This is a genomic window from Streptomyces sp. NPDC006624 (assembly GCF_040611555.1).
Classification (GTDB): Bacteria; Actinomycetota; Actinomycetes; order Streptomycetales; family Streptomycetaceae; genus Streptomyces.
This window is the reverse complement of record NZ_JBEXOM010000014.1, coordinates 42,404-59,883: the sequence shown is the minus strand read 5'-3', so window position 1 is coordinate 59,883 and position 17,480 is coordinate 42,404. Positions and strand designations below refer to the sequence as shown.

The following is a 17,480-nucleotide window of genomic DNA, read 5'->3' as shown; positions in this document are numbered from 1 at the left end:
TCACGGCCTCCTCATCAGCAGGTCGCGCAGTTCGCGCGTGTGGCGGCGGCTGACCTGGAGCTCCTCGGAGCCGACGAGGACGCTGACGGTGCCGGCGTCGAGGCGGAGTTCGCCGATGTGGCGCAGCGCGACGAGGTGGCGGCGGTGGATGCGCACGAAGCCCCGGGAGCGCCAGCGCTCCTCCAGGGTCGACAGGGGGATGCGGACCAGGTGGCTGCCCCGCTCGGTGTGCAGGCGGGCGTAGTCGCCCTGGGCCTCGACGTGCGTGATGTCGTCGACGGCGACGAAGCGCGTCACGCCGCCCAGCTCGACGGGTATGTGGTCCGGGTCGGGTTCGCTCACGGGGATGCGCGGGGCGGCGCCGCGCAGCTCCGCGGCCCGGCGCACGGCTTCGGCGAGGCGCTCCTTGCGGACGGGCTTGAGGACGTAGTCGACGGCCTTCAGGTCGAAGGCCTGCACGGCGAAGTCCTCGTGGGCGGTGACGAACACGATCAGCGGCGGCCGGGCGAAGCCGGTGAGCAGCCGGGCGAGGTCGAGGCCGTCGAGGCCGGGCATCTGGATGTCGAGGAAGACGACGTCGATCGCCTCGGGGCCGCCCGGGCCGGACTCCAGGGCGCGGTTGATGCGGCGCAGCGCCTCGGTCGCGTCGCCGGCGCCCTCCGCGCTGCCGATGCGGGGGTCGGCGCGCAGCAGGTAGAGCAGTTCCTCGAGCGAGGGGCGTTCGTCGTCGACAGCCAGGGCGCGCAGCATGAACCCGGAGTGTAGGGGCGATCCCCGCGTCCGGGCACGTGCCGGGGGGGACGTGCGCGCTGGATGCCGTGCGCGTCCCGCAGCGGGCGCGGGCCCGCGGGCCGGTGGATACAGTGCCCGCATGAACAGCAGGTCCACCGCGTTCGACGCGCTCGACCAGAAGATCATCGCCGCGTTGATGGCGAACGCCAGGTCGTCGTTCGCGGAGATCGGCACGGCGATCGGGCTGTCGTCGACCGCGGTCAAGCGCCGGGTCGACCGGCTGCGGGAGACCGGTGTGATCACCGGGTTCACGGCGACCGTGAAGCCGTCGGCGCTGGGCTGGCGCACGGAGGCCTACGTCGAGGTGTACTGCGAGGGCGCCGCCCCGCCGCGGCGGCTGGCGGAGGTGGTGCGCGACTATCCGGAGATCGCCGCGGCGATGACCGTGACCGGCGGCGCGGACGCGCTGCTGCACGTGCGGGCGCGGGACGTGGAGCACTTCGAGGAGGTGCTGGAGCGGATCCGCCAGGAGCCGTTCATCCGGAAGACCATCAGCGTGATGGTGCTGTCGCACCTGCTGCCGGAGAGCCCGGAGGCCGGGGCCAGCCATCCGGCGCCCGAGGAGGGCGCGACCGGCGCAGCAGACGTGCGCGGACCGCGCTGAGGACGCAGCGTTCCTGCGTGAACGCGCAAGCTTTGTTTCTTGTCGGCCGGCCCCGTCACTTCCTACCGTTGGGTCAACCCCCAGTCACACACCGTGAGGAAGCGGAGGGACCCCTTCGTGCCCGACTCCCGTGTGCCGCGCCGGCGGCGCTACCTCGTCTGCGAGCCCCGGCACTTCGCCGTGCAGTACGCGATCAACCCGTGGATGCATCCCGACGAGCCCGTCGACGTACTCCGCGCGCTGGACCAGTGGCAGGCGCTGGTCGACACCTACCGCGCCCACGGCCATACCGTGGACAGTGTGAAACCCGTGCCCGGTCTGCCCGACATGGTCTTCGCCGCGAACGCGGCGGTCGTCGTCGACGGCCGCGTCTTCGGCTCCCTCTTCCGCGCGCCCGAACGCCGTCCGGAGTCCGTGCCCTACGAGGCGTGGTTCAAGACGGAGGGCTACGAGGTGTACCACCCCGAGTCGGTGTGCGAGGGCGAGGGCGACCTGGTGCCGGCCGGCCGCTGGATCCTGGCGGGGACGGGCTTTCGCACCACGCGGGAGGCCCACAGCGAGGTGCAGGAGTACTTCGGCGTACCGGTGATCGGCCTGACGCTGGTCGACCCGTGGTTCTACCACCTCGACACGGCGCTGTTCGTCCTCGACGAGGAGAACATCGCCTACTACCCCGAGGCGTTCTCGCCGGGCAGCCGCGAGGTGCTGGCCCGGATGTACCCGGACGCGGTGCTCGCCACCCGTGAGGACGCGATGGCGTTCGGGCTCAACTCCGTCTCCGACGGACGCCATGTGTTCATCTCGCCGGGGGCGACGGGTCTGGCCGGGCAGCTGGCCGACCGGGGTTACGTGCCCGTCCCCGTCGACCTGTCCGAGTTCCAGAAGGCCGGTGGCGGCATCAAGTGCTGCACCCAGGAGATCCGGGAGATCCGCTCATGACCGCACCTGTCCGCACCCAGGGCTCGCCGGAGGCGTCCGGTTCGCCGGAGACCCGCGGCTCCGAGGAGCTCATCCGCGCGGAGGAGCCGGTCCTCGCGCACAACTACCACCCGCTGCCCGTGGTCGTCTCCCGGGCCGAGGGCACCTGGGTGGAGGACGTGGAGGGCCGGCGCTACCTCGACATGCTGGCCGGCTACTCGGCCCTGAACTTCGGCCACCGCCACCCGGCGCTGATCGAGGCCGCGCACCGTCAGCTGGACCGTCTGACCCTCACCTCGCGGGCGTTCCACAACGACCGGCTCGCCGGGTTCGCCGAGCGGCTGGCGGCGCTGACCGGGCAGGAGATGGTGCTGCCCATGAACACCGGCGCGGAGGCGGTGGAGAGCGGCGTGAAGGTGGCCCGCAAGTGGGCCTACGACGTCAAGGGCGTCCCGGCGGACCGGGCGACCATCGTGGTGGCGGCGGACAACTTCCACGGCCGTACGACGACGATCGTCAGCTTCTCCACCGACGAGACGGCCCGGGCGGGCTTCGGGCCCTTCACCCCGGGCTTCCGGATCGTGCCGTACAACGACCTGGCGGCGCTGGAGGCGGCGGTCGACGAGACGACGGCGGCGGTGCTGATCGAGCCGATCCAGGGCGAGGCGGGTGTGATCATCCCGGACGAGGGCTATCTGGCCGGCGTGCGCGAGCTGACCCGGCGCGCGGGCTGCCTGTTCATCGCGGACGAGATCCAGTCCGGGCTCGGCCGCACGGGCAGCACCCTGGCGGTGGAGCACGAGTCGGTGGTGCCGGACGTGGTGCTGCTGGGCAAGGCGCTGGGCGGCGGCATCGTGCCGGTGTCGGCGGTGGTCGGGCGCCGGGACGTGCTCGGGGTGCTGCATCCGGGCGAGCACGGTTCGACGTTCGGCGGCAACCCGCTGGCGGCGGCGGTCGGCACGGCCGTGGTGGAGCTGCTGGAGACGGGTGAGTTCCAGCGCCGGGCGGCCGAGCTGGGCGTGATCCTGCGCGACGGTCTGACGGGGCTGGTCGGCAAGGGCGTCGTCGGGTTCCGCTCGCGGGGTCTGTGGGCGGGCGTCGACATCGACCCCGCGCTCGGCACCGGCCGCGAGATCAGCGAGCGGCTGATGCGCGAGGGGGTCCTGGTGAAGGACACCCACGGCTCGACGATCCGGCTGGCTCCGCCGCTCACCATCACGGCCGAGGAGCTGGAAGGGGCGCTCAGGACGCTGGAGAAGGTCCTGGTCTAGGAGAAGGCCCTGGTCCAGGAGGCGGGCCGGCGGAGGTCTCCCGTCCCCGGGCGGGCCTGCGCCGGGCCCGGCGTGCCGCTCGACCGGCCCCGCCCAAGCCGCCCACTCTCGCCGTAAGGGTGAAGATTGGGGCAAGAGGTGGTAGACCACTCTCAGCGACAGAGAGGTCGGCCGTGGGCGCAGACGAGGAAGACGGCGTTGCCCGGCAGCGGTTCGACGTGGCCGACGCGGCGCCCCTGTTGCTCGATCCGCAGGGCGTGGTGACGGGCTGGACCGGCGCTGCCCGGCGGCTGCTGGGCCACGCGGCCTCCGAGACGGTGGGCAGGAAGTTCGCCGACCTGCTGGCCGCCGAGGACGCGGAGCGGGTTCCCGACCTGGTCGAGCGGTGCCGCAGGGACGGCGGCTGGACGGGGCTGCTGGCGGTGCTCCGCGGGGACGGGCGGCCGGTGCGGGTGATGGCCCGGATCGTCACGGCCGAGGAGGTGCGGGGCGGCTCGCGCTGGCTGGTGCTGCTGTCGGAGCTGACCGGCGCTCGCGGCTGGAACATGAGCCGCGCCGTGCTGGAGCAGATGGTGTCCGACGCCCCGGTCGGCATCGCGATCGTGGACACGGACCTGCGGTTCGTGTGGTCGAACGCCGCCCTGGAGCAGTTCGGCGGCGGGCCGGCGAGGCGCCGGCTCGGGCTGCGGTTCGCGGACGTGCAGCCGGGCCTGGACGCCGAGGCGGTCGAGGCGCAGATGCGGCACGTACTGGAGACCGGCGAGGCCGTCCTCGGGTACGAGCACGTCGGCCACGTCCGGTCGGCGCCGCTGCGGGAGACGGCGCACATGCTGTCCTTCACCCGGCTGGAGGACGAGCAGGGCAACCCGGCCGGCGTCTACTACACCGTCGTGGACATGACCGAGCGGCACCGTGCCCGGCAGCGGCTGGCGCTGCTCGACCGGGCCGGCGAATGCATCGGCCGCAGCCTGGACCTGATGCACACCGCGCAGGAACTGGCCGACGTGGCCGCGCCGGGACTGGCCGACTTCGTCAGCGTGGACCTGCTGGAGACGGTGCTGGGCGGCGGCGAGCTGCCGCCCGGGCCGCTGGACACCGACAGTGCGGTGGCGCTGCGCCGCGCCGGTCACCGGTCCGCCTACGAGGAGCTGCTGAAGGTCGCCGTCCCGGTCGGCGAGGTCGCGACCTACCGGGCGGGGTCGCCCCCGGTGCGGTGCCTGGCCACCGGGCGCTCCTGGCGCTCGGACCGGCTCGACCCGCTGGACCGGGACTGGACCACGGACGTGCCGAACGGCCGGCGGGCCACGTTCCGGGAACTGGGCCTGCACAGCGTGCTGACCGTGCCGATCCGCTCGCGCGGCACCACCCTCGGCGTCACCACCTTCTACCGGCGCCACCGCCAGGAGCCCTTCGACGAGCAGGACCAGCGCCTGGCCGAGGACCTCGTCGCGCGCGCCGCGGTCTACCTCGACAACGCCCGCCGCTACACCCGTGAGCGGGACGCCGCCCTGGTGCTGCAGCGCAGTCTGCTCCCGCGCCGGCTGCCCGAGCAGGAGGCCGTCGAGGTGGCCGCCTGCTACCGGCCGGCCGACGAGCTCACCGGGCTCGGCGGCGACTGGTACGACCTCATCCCGCTGTCCGGGGCGCGGGTCGCGCTGGTCGTCGGCGAGGTGCCGGGGCACGGGATCGACGCCGCCGCGGCGATGGGCCAGCTGCGGACCGCGGTCCGCACCCTGGCGGCTCTGGACCTGCCGCCGGAGGAGGTGCTGGCGCACCTCGACGACCTGGTGGCGCGCTCGGCGCGGGACAACGGCGAGGAGGACGCCGAGCCGGACGCGGTGGACGCCGACAGCGGGCGGTCGGTGGGCGCCGCGTGCCTGTACGCCGTCTACGACCCGGTCGACGGCACGTGCGCCATGGCCGCGGCGGGGCAGCCCGCGCCGGCCGTGGTGCTGCCCGACGGCTCGGTCACCTTCGCCGACCTGCCGCAGGGGCCGCCGCTCGGCGTGGGCGGCCCGCCCTTCGAGGCGGTGGAGCTGTCCCTGGCCGAGGGCACCGTCCTCGCCCTGCACACCGACGGGCTGCTGGCCCGCGGTGAGACCTGGGCCGTCGACGCCGGGCGCGAACGGCTGCGCCGGGTGCTGGAGCAGGGGGGACCGCTGGAGTCGTACTGCCGGACGGTGGTCGACGCGCTGGTGCCGGCGCGCCCGCACGACGACGTGGCCCTGCTGATGGCCCGGACGAAACGTCTCGGCACCGGGCAGGTCGCGGCCTGGGAGCTGCCCTCCGACCCGGCCGTGGTCGCCGACGCCCGCCGCACCGCGACCGGGCAGCTGGCGCGCTGGGGGCTGGACGAACTGGTCTTCACCACGGAGCTGGTGGTGAGCGAGCTGGTCACCAACGCCATCCGGTACGCCACCGGGTCGATCCGGCTCCGGCTGATCCGCGACCGCGCGCTGGTGTGCGAGGTGTTCGACGGCGGCGCCACCGCACCCCATCTGCGCCATCCCCGGACGACCGACGAGGGCGGGCGCGGGCTGCTGCTGGTCTCCCAGCTCACCCAGCGCTGGGGCACGCGGTTCGTCCCGCAGGGAAAGATCATCTGGGCCGAGCAGTCCCTGACGGACCTTCCCGAATGAAGCGGGGCAGAATTCGCTCATACCGTGGGAAACTGGTGTGATCCCGGCAGGGTGAGGCGGCAGCCATGGCGGATACGGCGATCGACTACGCGGCGGTGTTCCACGCGCTGCCCGGCATGGTGGCGCTCCTGACCCCCGAGCTCGTGTTCGCGGACGTCAACGAGGAGTACGCGCGCGTCTCCGGCCGCTCACGCGAGGAGCTGGTCGGCCGGTACCTGTTCGACGCCTTCCCGGACAACCCCCACGACCCGGCCGCCACGGGCGTGCGCAATCTGTCGGCCTCGCTGTACCGCGTCCTGGCCACCAGGGAGCGTGACGCCATGGCGCTGCAGCGTTACGACCTGGAGGATCCCGAGCGGCCCGGGACCTGGGAGGAGCGCTACTGGAGTCCGGTGAACGCGCCGCTGCTCGGCCCCGACGGGAAGGTCGCGCTGATCCTGCACCGCGTGGAGGAGGTCACCGAGCTCATCCGGGCCCGGGGCCGCTCCGGAGGCAACCGGAACGGCCGCGCCCGGGTGCTGGAGGCCGAGCTGTACACCCGCGCCCGGGAACTGCAGGAGCTGAACGAGCGGCTGCGGCGCGCGCACTCGCGGGAACGGGAGGTGGCGCTGGCCCTGCAGGAGGCGATGCTGCCGGCCCGCCGCCAGGTCCGCCACCACCACCGGGCCGCCGTCCGCTACCGGCCGGCCGTGGGAGCGCTCAACGTCTGCGGGGACTGGTACGACCTGGTCGACCTGGTCGGCGGCCACCGGATCGGCGTGTCCGTGGGCGACGTGGTCGGGCACGGGCTGGAGGCGGCCGGGGTGATGGGCCAGCTGCGCAGCGCGCTCAGCGCGGCCTCCCGGGTCGCCGCGGGGCCGGGACAGGCCCTGGACGTGGTGGGGCGGTACGCCCACGTGGTCGACGGTGCCGAGTCGGCGACCGCGGTGACGACGTTCATCGACTTCGACCGGCACGCCATCACCTACAGCAGCGCCGGGCACCCCCCGCCGGTGCTGGTCCACGCCGACGGCCGTACGGAGTTCCTCGACCGGGCCACCGACACCCCGCTCGACGCCCGGCCCGACCCCATCCCCCGGCCGCAGGCCGAGACCTCGTACACGCCGGGCGCCACGCTCGTGCTGTACACCGACGGCCTGGTCGAACGGCGCCGCGAGGACATCGACGTGGGCCTGGACCGGCTGGCCGAGGCACTGCGCCGGCACCGCGACCAGGATCCCGAGGCCCTCGCCGACACCGTCCTGCTGGAACTGCTGCCGTCCGGGGGCGCCACCGACGACACCGCACTGGTCATCGTGCGGCTGTGACCTACAGGCGGGACTTGCCGTGATCGAGCAGCCGGAGGCGGTCCACGTTCTGCCGGTCCTCGGCGTCCGTGCTGGGCTCGCCCGCGAACCAGGCGTCGAGGATCTCCCGCAGCAGCGGCTCCGAGGTGAGCCGCAGACTGAGCGCGAGCACGTTGGCGTCGTTCCAGCGGCGCGCCCCGTCGGCCGAGTAGGCGTCCGTGCACAGGGCGGCCCGCACGCCGGGCACCTTGTTCGCGGCGATCGAGGCTCCCGTGCCGGTCCAGCAGCACACCACCGCCTGGTCGGCCGCGCCGTCGGCGACCTCGCGGGCCGCGGCCTCGGAGCACACCGCCCACTGCGCGTCGCCGCCGGGGCGCAGCGCGCCGTGCGGGTGCACCTCGTGGCCCCGGTCGCGCAGCGCGGCGACGAGGGCGCGGGCGACGGGCTCGTCCATGTCCGAGGAAACAGAGATGCGCATGCCTCGCAGGTTACTCGGCCGGGCGGTGGAAGCCACCGGCCCACAACGGCCCCGCGCCGGCAAGAGCCGGCGGCGCGCCGACCACCCGCCGCGATCACGCCAGGACCCCCGTTCGGCTTGCCGGTCACCCGAGTGGCGCAGCACGCTGGTCGCGCGGTCCTCCCCCGCCGCTCGAGCACCCCGGGACACTCGCGCCTGACTGACCGTCAGTCAATCGGCGAAGGATCCACACGGCCTGTCCGACGAGGTGCCCGGCGGCTGCGCCTGCACCTACACTGGCACCCCACGACATGCCGGTTGACCTGCTGGAACGCGACGGCTGAGGCCGTCGCGAGAGTCGAGGAGCGCCCGCTTTGTTCTACTACCTGTTGAAATACGTGCTGCTGGGCCCGCTGCTGAGACTGGTCTTCCGGCCCCGGATCGAAGGCCTGGAGCACGTTCCGCAGGAGGGCGCGGCCATCGTCGCCGGCAACCACCTGTCCTTCTCGGACCACTTTCTGATGCCCGCGATCCTCAAGCGGCGCATCACCTTCCTCGCGAAGGCCGAGTACTTCACGGGACCGGGCGTCAAGGGGCGGCTGACGGCCTTCTTCTTCCGCAGCGCGGGACAGATCCCGGTCGACCGCTCCGGCAAGGACGCCGGCCAGGCCGCGATCCGCGAGGGCCTCGGCGTGCTGGGCAAGGGCGAGTTGCTCGGCATCTACCCCGAGGGCACCCGCTCGCACGACGGGCGGCTCTACAGGGGCAAGGTCGGTGTCGCGGTGATGGCCCTCAAGGCCGGGGTCCCGGTCGTCCCCTGCGCGATGATCGGCACCTTCGAGGCGCAGCCGCCCGGCAAGGTCATCCCGCACATCCGCCCGGTGGCGATCCGCTTCGGCGAGCCCCTGGACTTCTCCCGTTACGCCGGCATGGAGAACGAGAAGACCATCCTGCGGGCGGTCACCGACGAGATCATGTACGCGATCCTGTCCCTGTCCGGGCAGGAGTACGTCGACCGGTACGCGGCCGACGTGAAGGCCGAGGAGGCGGAGCGGGCGGCCGCCGCGAAGGAGCGGAAGTTCCCGCGGGTGCCGCGCCGTTGACGTCCTCCTGGGACGCGGTGGGGTGACGCGCGGCAGCGGCAGGAACCGGAGGCGGCCCGCCGAGGTGCGGACGCGGCGGGGCGAGCCGGAGGGGCATCCCCCGGTACGCCGCCGTGCCGGCCGGGGAGGCCCGCTGCACGGCCCGGGGAGTACGAGGGAGGGGCGGCCGGAGGACTCCGGCCGCCCCTCGCCCCGTTCGGTCGGGATCGTTGCCGCTACGGCTTCGGCGTGGCGTGCGGCGCGCAGGTCACGTCCGCGGAGTCCAGCCGGCCCGTCAGCAGGTAGTTGTCCACCCGGTCGTTGACGCACGGGTTGGCCAGGCCGGTGACGCCGTGGGAGCCCGCGTCCTTCTCGGTGATCAGGCGGGAGCCCTTGAACCGCTTGTGCAGTTCGACGGCGCCCCCGTACGGGGTGGCCGCGTCCCGCTCGGACTGGACGATCAGCACCCCGGGCAGGCCCTTGCCGGTCCTGACCTCCAGCGGCGTCCGCTGCTTGACCGGCCAGGTGGCGCACGGCAGGTTCATCCACGCGTTGGACCAGGTGAGGAACGGGTTGTCCCGGTGGAGCCGGGTGTTGTCGCGGTCCCAGGTCCGCCAGTTCGTGGGCCACTTGGCGTCGGCGCACTCGACGGCGGTGTAGACGGCGTTGCCGTTCTCCGAGGCGGCGTTGCCCACCGTGTCCGACAGGTCGGGGGCGGCGGCGTCGACGAGCGCCTGGGTGTCACCGGCGAAGTACTTGCTCATCACCGCGGCGACCGGCGCCCACGCGGAGTCGTAGTACGGGGCGCGCTGGAAGAAGCCGGTCAGCTCGGCCGGGCCGACGACCCCGCCGATCGGGTCCTTCTTCGCGGTGGCGCGCAGCCGGAGCCACTTGTCCTGGACGGCGGCGCGGGTGGTGCCGAGGTGGTAGGTCGCGTCGTTCGCGGCGACCCAGTCCTGCCAGTCCTTCCAGCGGACCTCGAAGGCGACGTCCTGGTCCAGATTGGCCTGGTACCAGATCTTCTCCCGGGAGGGGTTGACGACGCTGTCGACGACCATGCGGCGCACATGGCCCGGGAAGAGGGTGGCGTAGACGGCGCCGAGGTAGGTGCCGTAGGAGACACCGAGGAAGTTGAGCTTCTTCTCGCCGAGGGCGGCGCGGATGACGTCGAGGTCGCGCGCGGTGTTCGGGGTGGTCATGTGCGGCAGCATCCAGCCGCTGCGCTCGTTGCAGCCCTCGGCATACTCGCGGGCCAGCTTGCGCTGGGCGCGCTTGTCGGCCTCGGAGTCGGGCACCGGGTCCATCTTGGGTGCCTTGACGAACTCCTGCGGGTCGACGCAGGAGATGGGCGTGGACCTGCCGACGCCGCGCGGGTCGAAGCCCACGAAGTCGTAGGCCTTGGCCGTGTCGGCCCAGATGGGGTTCTTGCCGGTGACCCGGGTCGGGAAGCGCAGTCCGGAGCCGCCGGGGCCGCCCGGGTTGTACAGGAGCGCGCCCTGGCGCTCGGCCTTGGTGCCGGTGTTGCCGATGCGGTCGACGGCGAGCTTGATCTGCTTGCCGTACGGCTTGGCGTAGTCGAGCGGCACGGTGAGGTACCCGCACTGGATCGGCTTGGCCAGGTTCCAGTCGGCGGGGCAGTCCTGCCAGTCGACGCCCGCCTCGGCGGCCCGGGCGGCGGCGAGGGCGGTGCCCCGGGCCTCGCGGTCCTGGCTGTGCCCGTAGCCGCTGCTCGCGTTCGCGTTCGCCGTGGGCGCCGCGACGGCCCCCGCTATCAGTGTGGCCGCGACGAGCGCGCCGGCCGAACCGAGCGCCGCCACCCGCCTCTTCGGTCTCGTACCCCTCAAGGGGGACCTCCCCGTACATCGTTGCGATCAGTACGGAGGATCCTCGCGGCTGGGCGGTCCCCGGGGACAGGGGTGGTCGCCCTTCTTTGCCAATCCGATAAACGGAGAAGGGGTGTTGCTCTACGGACGCCTAGGCCAGGGACCTCAGCCCGTCGTCCAGCAACCGCCGCAGCCGCAGGGCGTCCGGCGCGACCGCGGTGACGAGCGCTGCGGGCCCGGCGAGCGGCACCACCGAGGCGCCCTCCCCCAGCACCCGGGCCGTCACCGGTTCGGTCCGGAACTCGGGTCTCACCACGACCAGTTGGCCGACCGCCCGGTGTCCTCCGAGCACGGCGGGACCGTCCCAGCCGCCCGGGGCGCCGGGCCCGCAGGCCAGTTCCTGGTCCAGCACGGTCCGGCCGGCGACGCGTACGGTCAGACGGCTCGTCAGCCGCCCGGGTTCCTCGCCCGCCCTCCCGAGCACCTGCTCCTCGCGCAGGACGAGCCGGGCCGTGGGGGCGAGGTCGACGCGGGTGGTGACGTGCAGGTCGCTGCCCCGGGCGGAGATCAACTGCTCCGGCAGCCAGTGCAGTTCGGCGTGATCGGCGGCGCCGAGCCGGACGTCGTACCGGGCCCCGCCCTTGGCCTGGCCCGGCAGCGCGAGGGTCGCGGCGGCCGATCCGACGGTCAGCCGCGCCCCTTCCTCCGCCCGGGCCTCCACGGTGAAGTGGTCGCCGCCCAGCGGTCCGCTCATGGCGCCGACCAGCATGACCCTGGCCTCGCGGCCGGCGGCCCGGGTGCGCCGCACCGCCAGGGGCCCGTCGCTCTCCAGCACCGGCAGGGACGTTCCGCCCCGCCCGTCGTCACGGGCGCGGATCCTCGCGACGGCCCGGACCCCGGGGCCCTTCACCCGCCCGCCGTCCACGCGCCGAGCCGCGCCCGCACCCACGCGGCGACCTCCGCGACCCCGGTCCCGCCGCGCAACGACTGGAAGACGACCGGCAGTTCTCCCCGCTGGGCCTTGGCGTCGGCGGCCATCCGGGCCAGGTCGGAGCCGACGTGGGGGGCGAGATCGGTCTTGTTGACGACGAGCAGGTCGGCGGTGGTCACGCCCGGGCCGCCCTTGCGCGGGATGTCGTCGCCCCCGGCGACGTCGATCACGAAGATCTGCGCGTCCACCAGCCCTCGGGAGAAGGTGGCGGTGAGGTTGTCCCCGCCGGACTCCACGAGCACCAGGTCCAGCGGCCCGGCCGCGTCCTCCAGGTCCTCCACCGCCTCCAGGTTCGCGGAGATGTCGTCCCGGATCGCGGTGTGCGGGCAGGCGCCCGTCTCCACGGCGGTGATGCGCTCGGGCGGCAGCACGGCCTGGCGCAGCAGGAACTCCGCGTCCTCCCGCGTGTAGATGTCGTTGGTGACGACGGCGAGCGCCAGTTCGTCGCGCAGCGCACGGCAGAGCGCGGCGACGGTGGCGGTCTTCCCGGATCCGACGGGTCCGCCGAGCCCGATGCGCAGGGCGCGGCGCCTGCCGTCCGGGCGGTGCGCGTCGGCACCGACGGCGGCCGGCCCGTCGTGGCTGTGGTCGAGGTGCATGTACGGCTCCCGCGTTCGTGTCCGACTGAGGTGACGAGGTGGGTGAGGTGACGGCGGCTAGGACGCGAACAGCCGCACGGGCCATCCGGCGTGCGCCTGGGCGCCGATCTCCAGCAGCGGCGCCGACCCCGCAGGCAGGGCGTCGGCTCCTTCGTCGACGACGTGGCGCGCCGCCTCCACCGCCCGGTCCGCGACCCGGTCCACCTCCGGCGCCAGCCGGGCCAGCACCCCCGTGGCGTCGAAGGGGTCCAGGCTCAGCAACCGCACCGTCGCCGTGGCCGGCCCGCTCACGCTCTCGTACGCCGCGCAGTACGCGGCGTCGACCGGCCCCAGCCCCGCGGCCCGGGCCGCCAGCCCGAGCACCACCGGCTGGTGCGCGCCCTTGGGGAACTGCCGTCCCAGGGCGTCCAGTTCGGCGGACGGCCAGGTCGCCCGCGCGGCGCGCAGCAACTGCCGCCCCAGCTTGCGCGCGGCGGCCCGCAGCGCGGGCGAGGGCGTCCGCGCGTCCGCCGCGCCGTCCAGCGTGACGGGGTCGATGCCGAGCGCGGCCGCCGCCGCGAGGGACGCCGACACCAGCCCGGCCGTGTGCAGCCGGCCCCGGCAGAACTCCGCGAGGCTCGCCGCCCCGCTGATCCGCCCGGCCTTGACGGCCTCCTCGGCCCCGCCGGAGTGCGCGTGCCCTCCGGCGGGGAACCGGCCGTCCGCCAGCACGAGCAGTGCCGCCCGTGACATCGTCACCCCGCCTTCAGAAGAGGAAGTAGCGCTGCGCCATGGGCAGCTCGGCCGCCGGTGCCGCCTCGACGAGCTCCCCGTCGATGTCCACGGCGAAGCTGTCGGGATCCACCCGCACCTCGGGCCGCGCGTCGTTCTCCCGCATGTCGGCCTTGGTGACCGCGCGGGTCGACTCGATGGCCATGAACCGCTTGCCGAGGGCCAGCCTCTCCGGCAGCCCGTCCTCGACGGCGAGCGGCGCCACGAAGTTGACGGAGTTCGAGGCGGGCGCCCGCCCGATCGCCCCGTACATGGGCCGCGGCAGGATGGGCTGCGGGGTCGGGATCGAGGCGTTCGCGTCGCCCATCTGCGCGTACGCGATCTGCCCGCCCTTGACGACGAGGTGCGGCTTGACGCCGAAGAACGCGGGCTCCCACAGCACGAGGTCGGCGAGTTTGCCGCTCTCCACCGAGCCGATCTCGCGGGCCAGTCCCTGGGCGAGGGCCGGGTTGATCGTGTACTTGGCGACATAGCGGCGCACCCGGCGGTTGTCGGCGCGCCCGTCCCCCGGCAGAGCCCCGCGGCGCCGCTTCATGACGTGCGCGGTCTGCCAGGTGCGCAGGACGACCTCGCCCACGCGCCCCATGGCCTGGGAGTCGGAGGAGATGATGGAGATCGCGCCCAGGTCGTGCAGCACGTCCTCCGCCCCGATGGTGGAGGGCCGGATCCGGGACTCGGCGAAGGCCAGGTCCTCCGGCACGGCCGGGTTGAGGTGGTGGCACACCATCAGCATGTCGAGGTGTTCCTCGGCGGTGTTGACGGTGAACGGCCGGGTCGGGTTCGTGGAGCTGGGCAGCACGTGGGACTCGGAGACCACGGTCATGATGTCGGGCGCGTGCCCGCCGCCCGCGCCCTCGGTGTGGTACGCGTGGATGCCCCGTCCGGCGATCGCGGCGAGCGTGTCGCCCACGAAACCGGCCTCGTTGAGGGTGTCCGTGTGGATGGCGACCTGGATGCCCGTCCGCTCGGCGACGGTCAGCGCGGCGTCGATGACGGCGGGCGTCGAGCCCCAGTCCTCGTGCAGCTTCAGGCCGAGCGCGCCGCCGCGGATCTGCGACAGCATCGCCTCGTGGGAGACGGTGTTGCCCTTGCCCAGCAGGCCGACGTTGAGGGGATACGCCTCCATGGCCTCCAGCATCCGCGCCAGGTGCCAGGGGCCGGGCGTCACGGTCGTGGCCTTGGAGCCCTCGGCCGGGCCGGTGCCGCCGCCCACCAGGGTCGTGACGCCGGACGCCAGGGCCTCGTCCGCGATCTGCGGGCAGATGAAGTGGACGTGCGCGTCGATCGCGCCCGCCGTGAGGATCCGACCGTTGCCGGCGATGATCTCGGTCTCCGGGCCGATGACCAGGTCCGGGTGGACGCCGTCCATGGTGTCGGGGTTGCCGGCCTTGCCGATGCCGGTGATCCGCCCGTCGCGGATGCCGACGTCGGCCTTGACGATCCCCCAGTGGTCGATGATCACCGCGCCGGTGATCACGGTGTCCGGGGTGCCTTCCGCCCGGGTGGCCCGGGCCTGGCCCATGGACTCGCGGATGACCTTGCCGCCGCCGAACACGGCCTCGTCGCCGGCGTGCCCGGGGCCGCCGGAACGGTCCTCCTCGATCTCGACCAGCAGGTCGGTGTCGGCGAGCCTGATCCGGTCGCCGGTCGTCGGGCCGAACAGGTCGGCGTAGGCGGCGCGGGAGATCTCAGGCATCGAGGGCGCCTCCGGTCTCCCCGCGCAGCCCGTGCACGACACGGGCTCCGGCGAGCGGGACGAGTTCGACGTCGACCGGGATGCCGGGCTCGAAGCGCACGGCCGTGCCGGCGGCGACGTTCAGCCGCTTGCCGCGCGCGGCGGCGCGGTCGAACTCCAGCCCGGGGTTGGCCTCGGCGAAGTGGTAGTGGGAGCCGACCTGGACGGGCCGGTCGGCGGCGTTGAGGACGGTCAGGCGGGTGGTCTCGCGGCCCTCGTTGCAGCGGATCGGGTCGTCGGCGAAGAGGATCTCTCCGGGGATCATCGGGGCCCTCTCAGACGATCGGCTCGTGGACGGTGACGAGCTTGGTGCCGTCCGGGAACGTCGCCTCCACCTGGACGTCGTGGATCATCTCGGGGACGCCTTCCATGACGTCGTCCCGGGTGAGCAGCTGCCGTCCGGAGGCCATGAGTTCGGCGACGGTACGGCCGTCACGGGCACCTTCGAGGAGGTGCGAGGTGATGAGGGCGACGGCCTCGGGGTGGTTGAGCCGGAGTCCGCGGGCCCGGCGCTTCGCGGCCACGTCGGCCGCCACGTGGATCAGCAGTCGCTCCTGCTCGTGCGGGGTCAGCTGCACGGTGCACCTCACAGTCCTCGCTCCGGGCCGTGCGGGGCCCGGTCGCCGCGGCCACGGGGCAAAGTGCCAGGTGGCGTGGAGGCGCAGGCTAGTTGGACCGCGTTTCGGGGACGTTAACCGTGCTGTGATCCGCCGTCCGCGCCCGCGCCGCCCGGCATGCTCGTCAGCGCCCGCAGACCGTCCCGGAGGACCTCGACCGGGGCGGGTCCGAAGAGGGACTGCTGTGCGATGAACCCGAGCACGGCGGCGATCATCGTGCGGGCCACGTGGTCCGGCGCGACGTCCGTCCGCATCATCCCGGCCTCCTGGTAGCCCTCGACGATCTTCCCCCAGGCGGCACGCACCGAGCCGTAGCCCTCCCGCAGGACGGCCGCGAGGTCCTCGTTGCGCAGCGTCTCCGTCCACACCTGGATGACGAGCCGCGGGAACGCCGGGCGGCCGTCGACGACCAGGGACTCGCGGGCGGCGAGGGTCCTGCCGAGGACGTCGGTGACGAGCTCGTCCGGCGGCGGGGGCGGGCTCTGCCGCGCCGCCTCCTCGAAGGCGGCTCGCACCGAACCGAGCACCTCGCCGACGATCGCGCCGATCAGTTCCTCCTTGCCGCTGAAGTACCGGTAGACGGCGCCGGCGGACAGGCCGGCCTCCTTCAGGACGTCCTGCATGGACGTGGCGTGGAAGCCGTTGCGGGCGAAGCAGACGGCGGCGCCGTCGAGGATCTGCCGACGGCGGGCGTCGAGGTGTTCCTGGGTCACGCGAGCCATGGCCCCAAAGTAAAACGAATATTCATTCTTGACAAGACGGGCCGGGCGTGAGCACGGTGGGAGCACAGCAAAACGAACGATCCTTCTTTTTGGCTTTCCGGCTCCACCGCTCAGAGGAGACCCTCATGCCGTCCGCCAGCCCCGGCCGCCGCCTGATGGCGGTCGTCGTCCTCGTTCCGGTCCTCGCCGCCCTCGCGCTGTGGGCCTTCGCCTGGCCCGCCGCCCGCACCGCGCCGCGCGACCTGCCGCTGGGTGTGGCCGGCCCGGCCGCCGCGACGGCCCAGGTGGAGAAGCGGCTGGAGCAGCGTGAGGGCGCGTTCGAGATCCACCGCTACGCCGACGAGGCCGCCGCCCGCGAGGCCGTCGAGGCCCGGACCGTGTACGGCGCCGTCGCCGTCACCCCGAGAGGGCCGGTGCTGCTCACCGCCTCGGCCGCGTCACCCGCGGTGGCCCAGTTGCTCCAGCAGGCCGTGGCAGGGCAGGCCGACGGCACGCGGGTCGGGACGGTCGACGTCGTGCCGCTCCCCGAGGGCGATCCGCGCGGCGCGGGACTGAACGCCGCCGCGCTGCCGCTCGCGCTGGCCGGCATCGCGGCGGGCGCGGTGGTGACCGTCGCCGGGCTGCGCGGCGTCCGGGCCGCGGCCGCGCTGACCGGCGCCTCGGTCCTGGTGGGCGCGGTCGCGGCCGGGATCGCGCACAACTGGCTGGGGATCCTGACGGGCGGCTGGTGGGCGGAGGCCGGGGTGCTCGGGCTGACGACGCTGGCCGTCGCCGGTGCCGTCGCGGGACTCGCCGCCCTGCTCGGCCGCGCGGGCCTCGGGATCGGCGGCGCCCTGGTGATGCTCCTGGGCAACCCCTTCTCCGGCGCCGCCACGGCACCGGAGCTGCTGCCGGAGCCGGCGGGCGCGATCGGCCAGTGGCTGCCGCCCGGGGCGGGCGTGACGCTCCTGCGATCGGTGGCGTACTTCGACGGCGCGGCGGCGGTGGGACCCGCCCTGACCCTGACCTGGTGGGCGGTACTGGGCCTGGGCGCCGTGCTGCTGGGCGGGACGCTCCGGACCCGGAAGGCGGGCTCCGCGCCCGCGGCCGAACGGCAGGAACTCGCGGCCGTCGGGTGACCAACCACCCGCGCGCCGCAGTGACCCCGGAAGGACGACCGCGCATCCCCGCCGC

Annotated in this window: 17 protein-coding genes; 7 read left to right on the top strand and 10 right to left on the bottom strand. The window is 73.8% G+C overall.

Features of this window, described 5'->3' with window-relative positions:
- On the bottom strand, positions 1–750 hold the full coding sequence (locus ABZY20_RS24470) for a LytTR family DNA-binding domain-containing protein (protein ID WP_356443671.1): 750 nt from the start codon (positions 748–750) through the stop codon (positions 1–3).
- 121 nt (positions 751–871) lie between these two features.
- Here ABZY20_RS24470 and ABZY20_RS24465 point away from each other — a divergent pair, with 121 nt between their 5' ends.
- The 5 genes from ABZY20_RS24465 (at position 872) to ABZY20_RS24445 (ending at position 7,531) form a co-directional block, all read left to right on the top strand.
- Positions 872–1,396, top strand: a complete 525-nt coding sequence (locus ABZY20_RS24465) for an Lrp/AsnC family transcriptional regulator (RefSeq protein WP_356443670.1) — start codon at positions 872–874, stop codon at positions 1,394–1,396.
- Between the two features lie 117 nt (positions 1,397–1,513).
- Positions 1,514–2,335, top strand: a complete 822-nt coding sequence (gene ddaH / locus ABZY20_RS24460; protein ID WP_356443669.1) for a dimethylargininase — start codon at positions 1,514–1,516, stop codon at positions 2,333–2,335.
- Complete coding sequence (rocD, locus tag ABZY20_RS24455) at positions 2,332–3,585, top strand: ornithine--oxo-acid transaminase (RefSeq protein ID WP_356443668.1); 1,254 nt, start codon at positions 2,332–2,334, stop codon at positions 3,583–3,585. Before ddaH ends, rocD begins: the two co-directional genes overlap by 4 nt.
- A gap of 173 nt (positions 3,586–3,758) precedes the next feature.
- Positions 3,759–6,224 carry a SpoIIE family protein phosphatase gene (locus ABZY20_RS24450; protein ID WP_356443667.1) on the top strand — a complete coding sequence of 822 codons (2,466 nt, stop codon included), beginning with the start codon at positions 3,759–3,761 and terminating at the stop codon, positions 6,222–6,224.
- A gap of 65 nt (positions 6,225–6,289) precedes the next feature.
- A complete protein-coding gene (locus tag ABZY20_RS24445) occupies positions 6,290–7,531 on the top strand; it encodes a SpoIIE family protein phosphatase (RefSeq protein ID WP_356443666.1) in 1,242 nt (413 codons plus the stop codon).
- Position 7,532: 1 nt separating this feature from the next.
- Here the strand turns inward: ABZY20_RS24445 and ABZY20_RS24440 are convergent, their stop codons facing one another.
- Positions 7,533–7,988, bottom strand: a complete 456-nt coding sequence (locus ABZY20_RS24440) for an RpiB/LacA/LacB family sugar-phosphate isomerase (protein ID WP_356443665.1) — start codon at positions 7,986–7,988, stop codon at positions 7,533–7,535.
- A gap of 353 nt (positions 7,989–8,341) precedes the next feature.
- Between ABZY20_RS24440 and ABZY20_RS24435 the strand changes: the two genes are divergently transcribed.
- Positions 8,342–9,070, top strand: a complete 729-nt coding sequence (locus tag ABZY20_RS24435) for a lysophospholipid acyltransferase family protein (protein WP_356443664.1) — start codon at positions 8,342–8,344, stop codon at positions 9,068–9,070.
- Positions 9,071–9,285: 215 nt separating this feature from the next.
- On the opposite strand, the gene ABZY20_RS24430 is transcribed toward ABZY20_RS24435, so the two are convergent.
- From ABZY20_RS24430 to ABZY20_RS24395, 8 genes are all read right to left on the bottom strand, one after another.
- Positions 9,286–10,893, bottom strand: a complete 1,608-nt coding sequence (locus tag ABZY20_RS24430; protein WP_356443663.1) for an alpha/beta hydrolase — start codon at positions 10,891–10,893, stop codon at positions 9,286–9,288.
- A 130-nt stretch (positions 10,894–11,023) separates the two neighbouring features.
- The gene (locus ABZY20_RS24425; protein WP_356443662.1) at positions 11,024–11,782 is read right to left on the bottom strand and encodes an urease accessory protein UreD; all 759 of its coding nucleotides are present in this window, start codon (positions 11,780–11,782) and stop codon (positions 11,024–11,026) included.
- The gene (ureG, locus tag ABZY20_RS24420; protein ID WP_356443661.1) at positions 11,779–12,462 is read right to left on the bottom strand and encodes an urease accessory protein UreG; all 684 of its coding nucleotides are present in this window, start codon (positions 12,460–12,462) and stop codon (positions 11,779–11,781) included. The genes ABZY20_RS24425 and ureG overlap by 4 nt, the downstream gene beginning before the upstream one ends.
- A 57-nt stretch (positions 12,463–12,519) precedes the next feature.
- Positions 12,520–13,194 (bottom strand): urease accessory UreF family protein, encoded by a 675-nt coding sequence (locus ABZY20_RS24415; RefSeq protein WP_356443660.1) that lies wholly within the window; start codon positions 13,192–13,194, stop codon positions 12,520–12,522.
- A gap of 13 nt (positions 13,195–13,207) precedes the next feature.
- Positions 13,208–14,929: an urease subunit alpha gene (locus tag ABZY20_RS24410; RefSeq protein ID WP_356443659.1), complete on the bottom strand. Its 1,722-nt coding sequence runs from the start codon at positions 14,927–14,929 to the stop codon at positions 13,208–13,210.
- The gene (locus ABZY20_RS24405) at positions 14,922–15,233 is read right to left on the bottom strand and encodes an urease subunit beta (protein WP_356443658.1); all 312 of its coding nucleotides are present in this window, start codon (positions 15,231–15,233) and stop codon (positions 14,922–14,924) included. The genes ABZY20_RS24410 and ABZY20_RS24405 overlap by 8 nt, the downstream gene beginning before the upstream one ends.
- Before the next feature lie 10 nt (positions 15,234–15,243).
- Positions 15,244–15,546: an urease subunit gamma gene (locus ABZY20_RS24400; RefSeq protein WP_356443657.1), complete on the bottom strand. Its 303-nt coding sequence runs from the start codon at positions 15,544–15,546 to the stop codon at positions 15,244–15,246.
- 113 nt (positions 15,547–15,659) lie between these two features.
- On the bottom strand, positions 15,660–16,307 hold the full coding sequence (locus tag ABZY20_RS24395) for a TetR/AcrR family transcriptional regulator (protein ID WP_356443656.1): 648 nt from the start codon (positions 16,305–16,307) through the stop codon (positions 15,660–15,662).
- Positions 16,308–16,432: 125 nt separating this feature from the next.
- Here ABZY20_RS24395 and ABZY20_RS24390 point away from each other — a divergent pair, with 125 nt between their 5' ends.
- Positions 16,433–17,425, top strand: coding sequence for an ABC transporter permease (locus ABZY20_RS24390; protein ID WP_356443655.1), 993 nt, complete (start codon positions 16,433–16,435; stop codon positions 17,423–17,425).
- Positions 17,426–17,480: the final 55 nt, after the last annotated feature.

Bases quoted from the DNA above. Each gene is read 5' to 3' on its own strand.
- ABZY20_RS24470 (WP_356443671.1), bottom strand. From the start codon at position 750: ATGCTGCGCGCCCTGGCTGTCGACGACGAACGCCCCTCGCTCGAGGAA.
- ABZY20_RS24395 (WP_356443656.1), bottom strand. From the start codon at position 16,307: ATGGCTCGCGTGACCCAGGAACACCTCGACGCCCGCCGTCGGCAGATC.
- ABZY20_RS24440 (WP_356443665.1), bottom strand. From the start codon at position 7,988: ATGCGCATCTCTGTTTCCTCGGACATGGACGAGCCCGTCGCCCGCGCC.
- ABZY20_RS24445 (WP_356443666.1), top strand. From the start codon at position 6,290: ATGGCGGATACGGCGATCGACTACGCGGCGGTGTTCCACGCGCTGCCC.
- ABZY20_RS24415 (WP_356443660.1), bottom strand. From the start codon at position 13,194: ATGTCACGGGCGGCACTGCTCGTGCTGGCGGACGGCCGGTTCCCCGCC.
- ABZY20_RS24405 (WP_356443658.1), bottom strand. From the start codon at position 15,233: ATGATCCCCGGAGAGATCCTCTTCGCCGACGACCCGATCCGCTGCAAC.
- ABZY20_RS24465 (WP_356443670.1), top strand. From the start codon at position 872: ATGAACAGCAGGTCCACCGCGTTCGACGCGCTCGACCAGAAGATCATC.
- ABZY20_RS24410 (WP_356443659.1), bottom strand. From the start codon at position 14,929: ATGCCTGAGATCTCCCGCGCCGCCTACGCCGACCTGTTCGGCCCGACG.
- ureG (WP_356443661.1), bottom strand. From the start codon at position 12,462: ATGCACCTCGACCACAGCCACGACGGGCCGGCCGCCGTCGGTGCCGAC.
- ABZY20_RS24390 (WP_356443655.1), top strand. From the start codon at position 16,433: ATGCCGTCCGCCAGCCCCGGCCGCCGCCTGATGGCGGTCGTCGTCCTC.
- rocD (WP_356443668.1), top strand. From the start codon at position 2,332: ATGACCGCACCTGTCCGCACCCAGGGCTCGCCGGAGGCGTCCGGTTCG.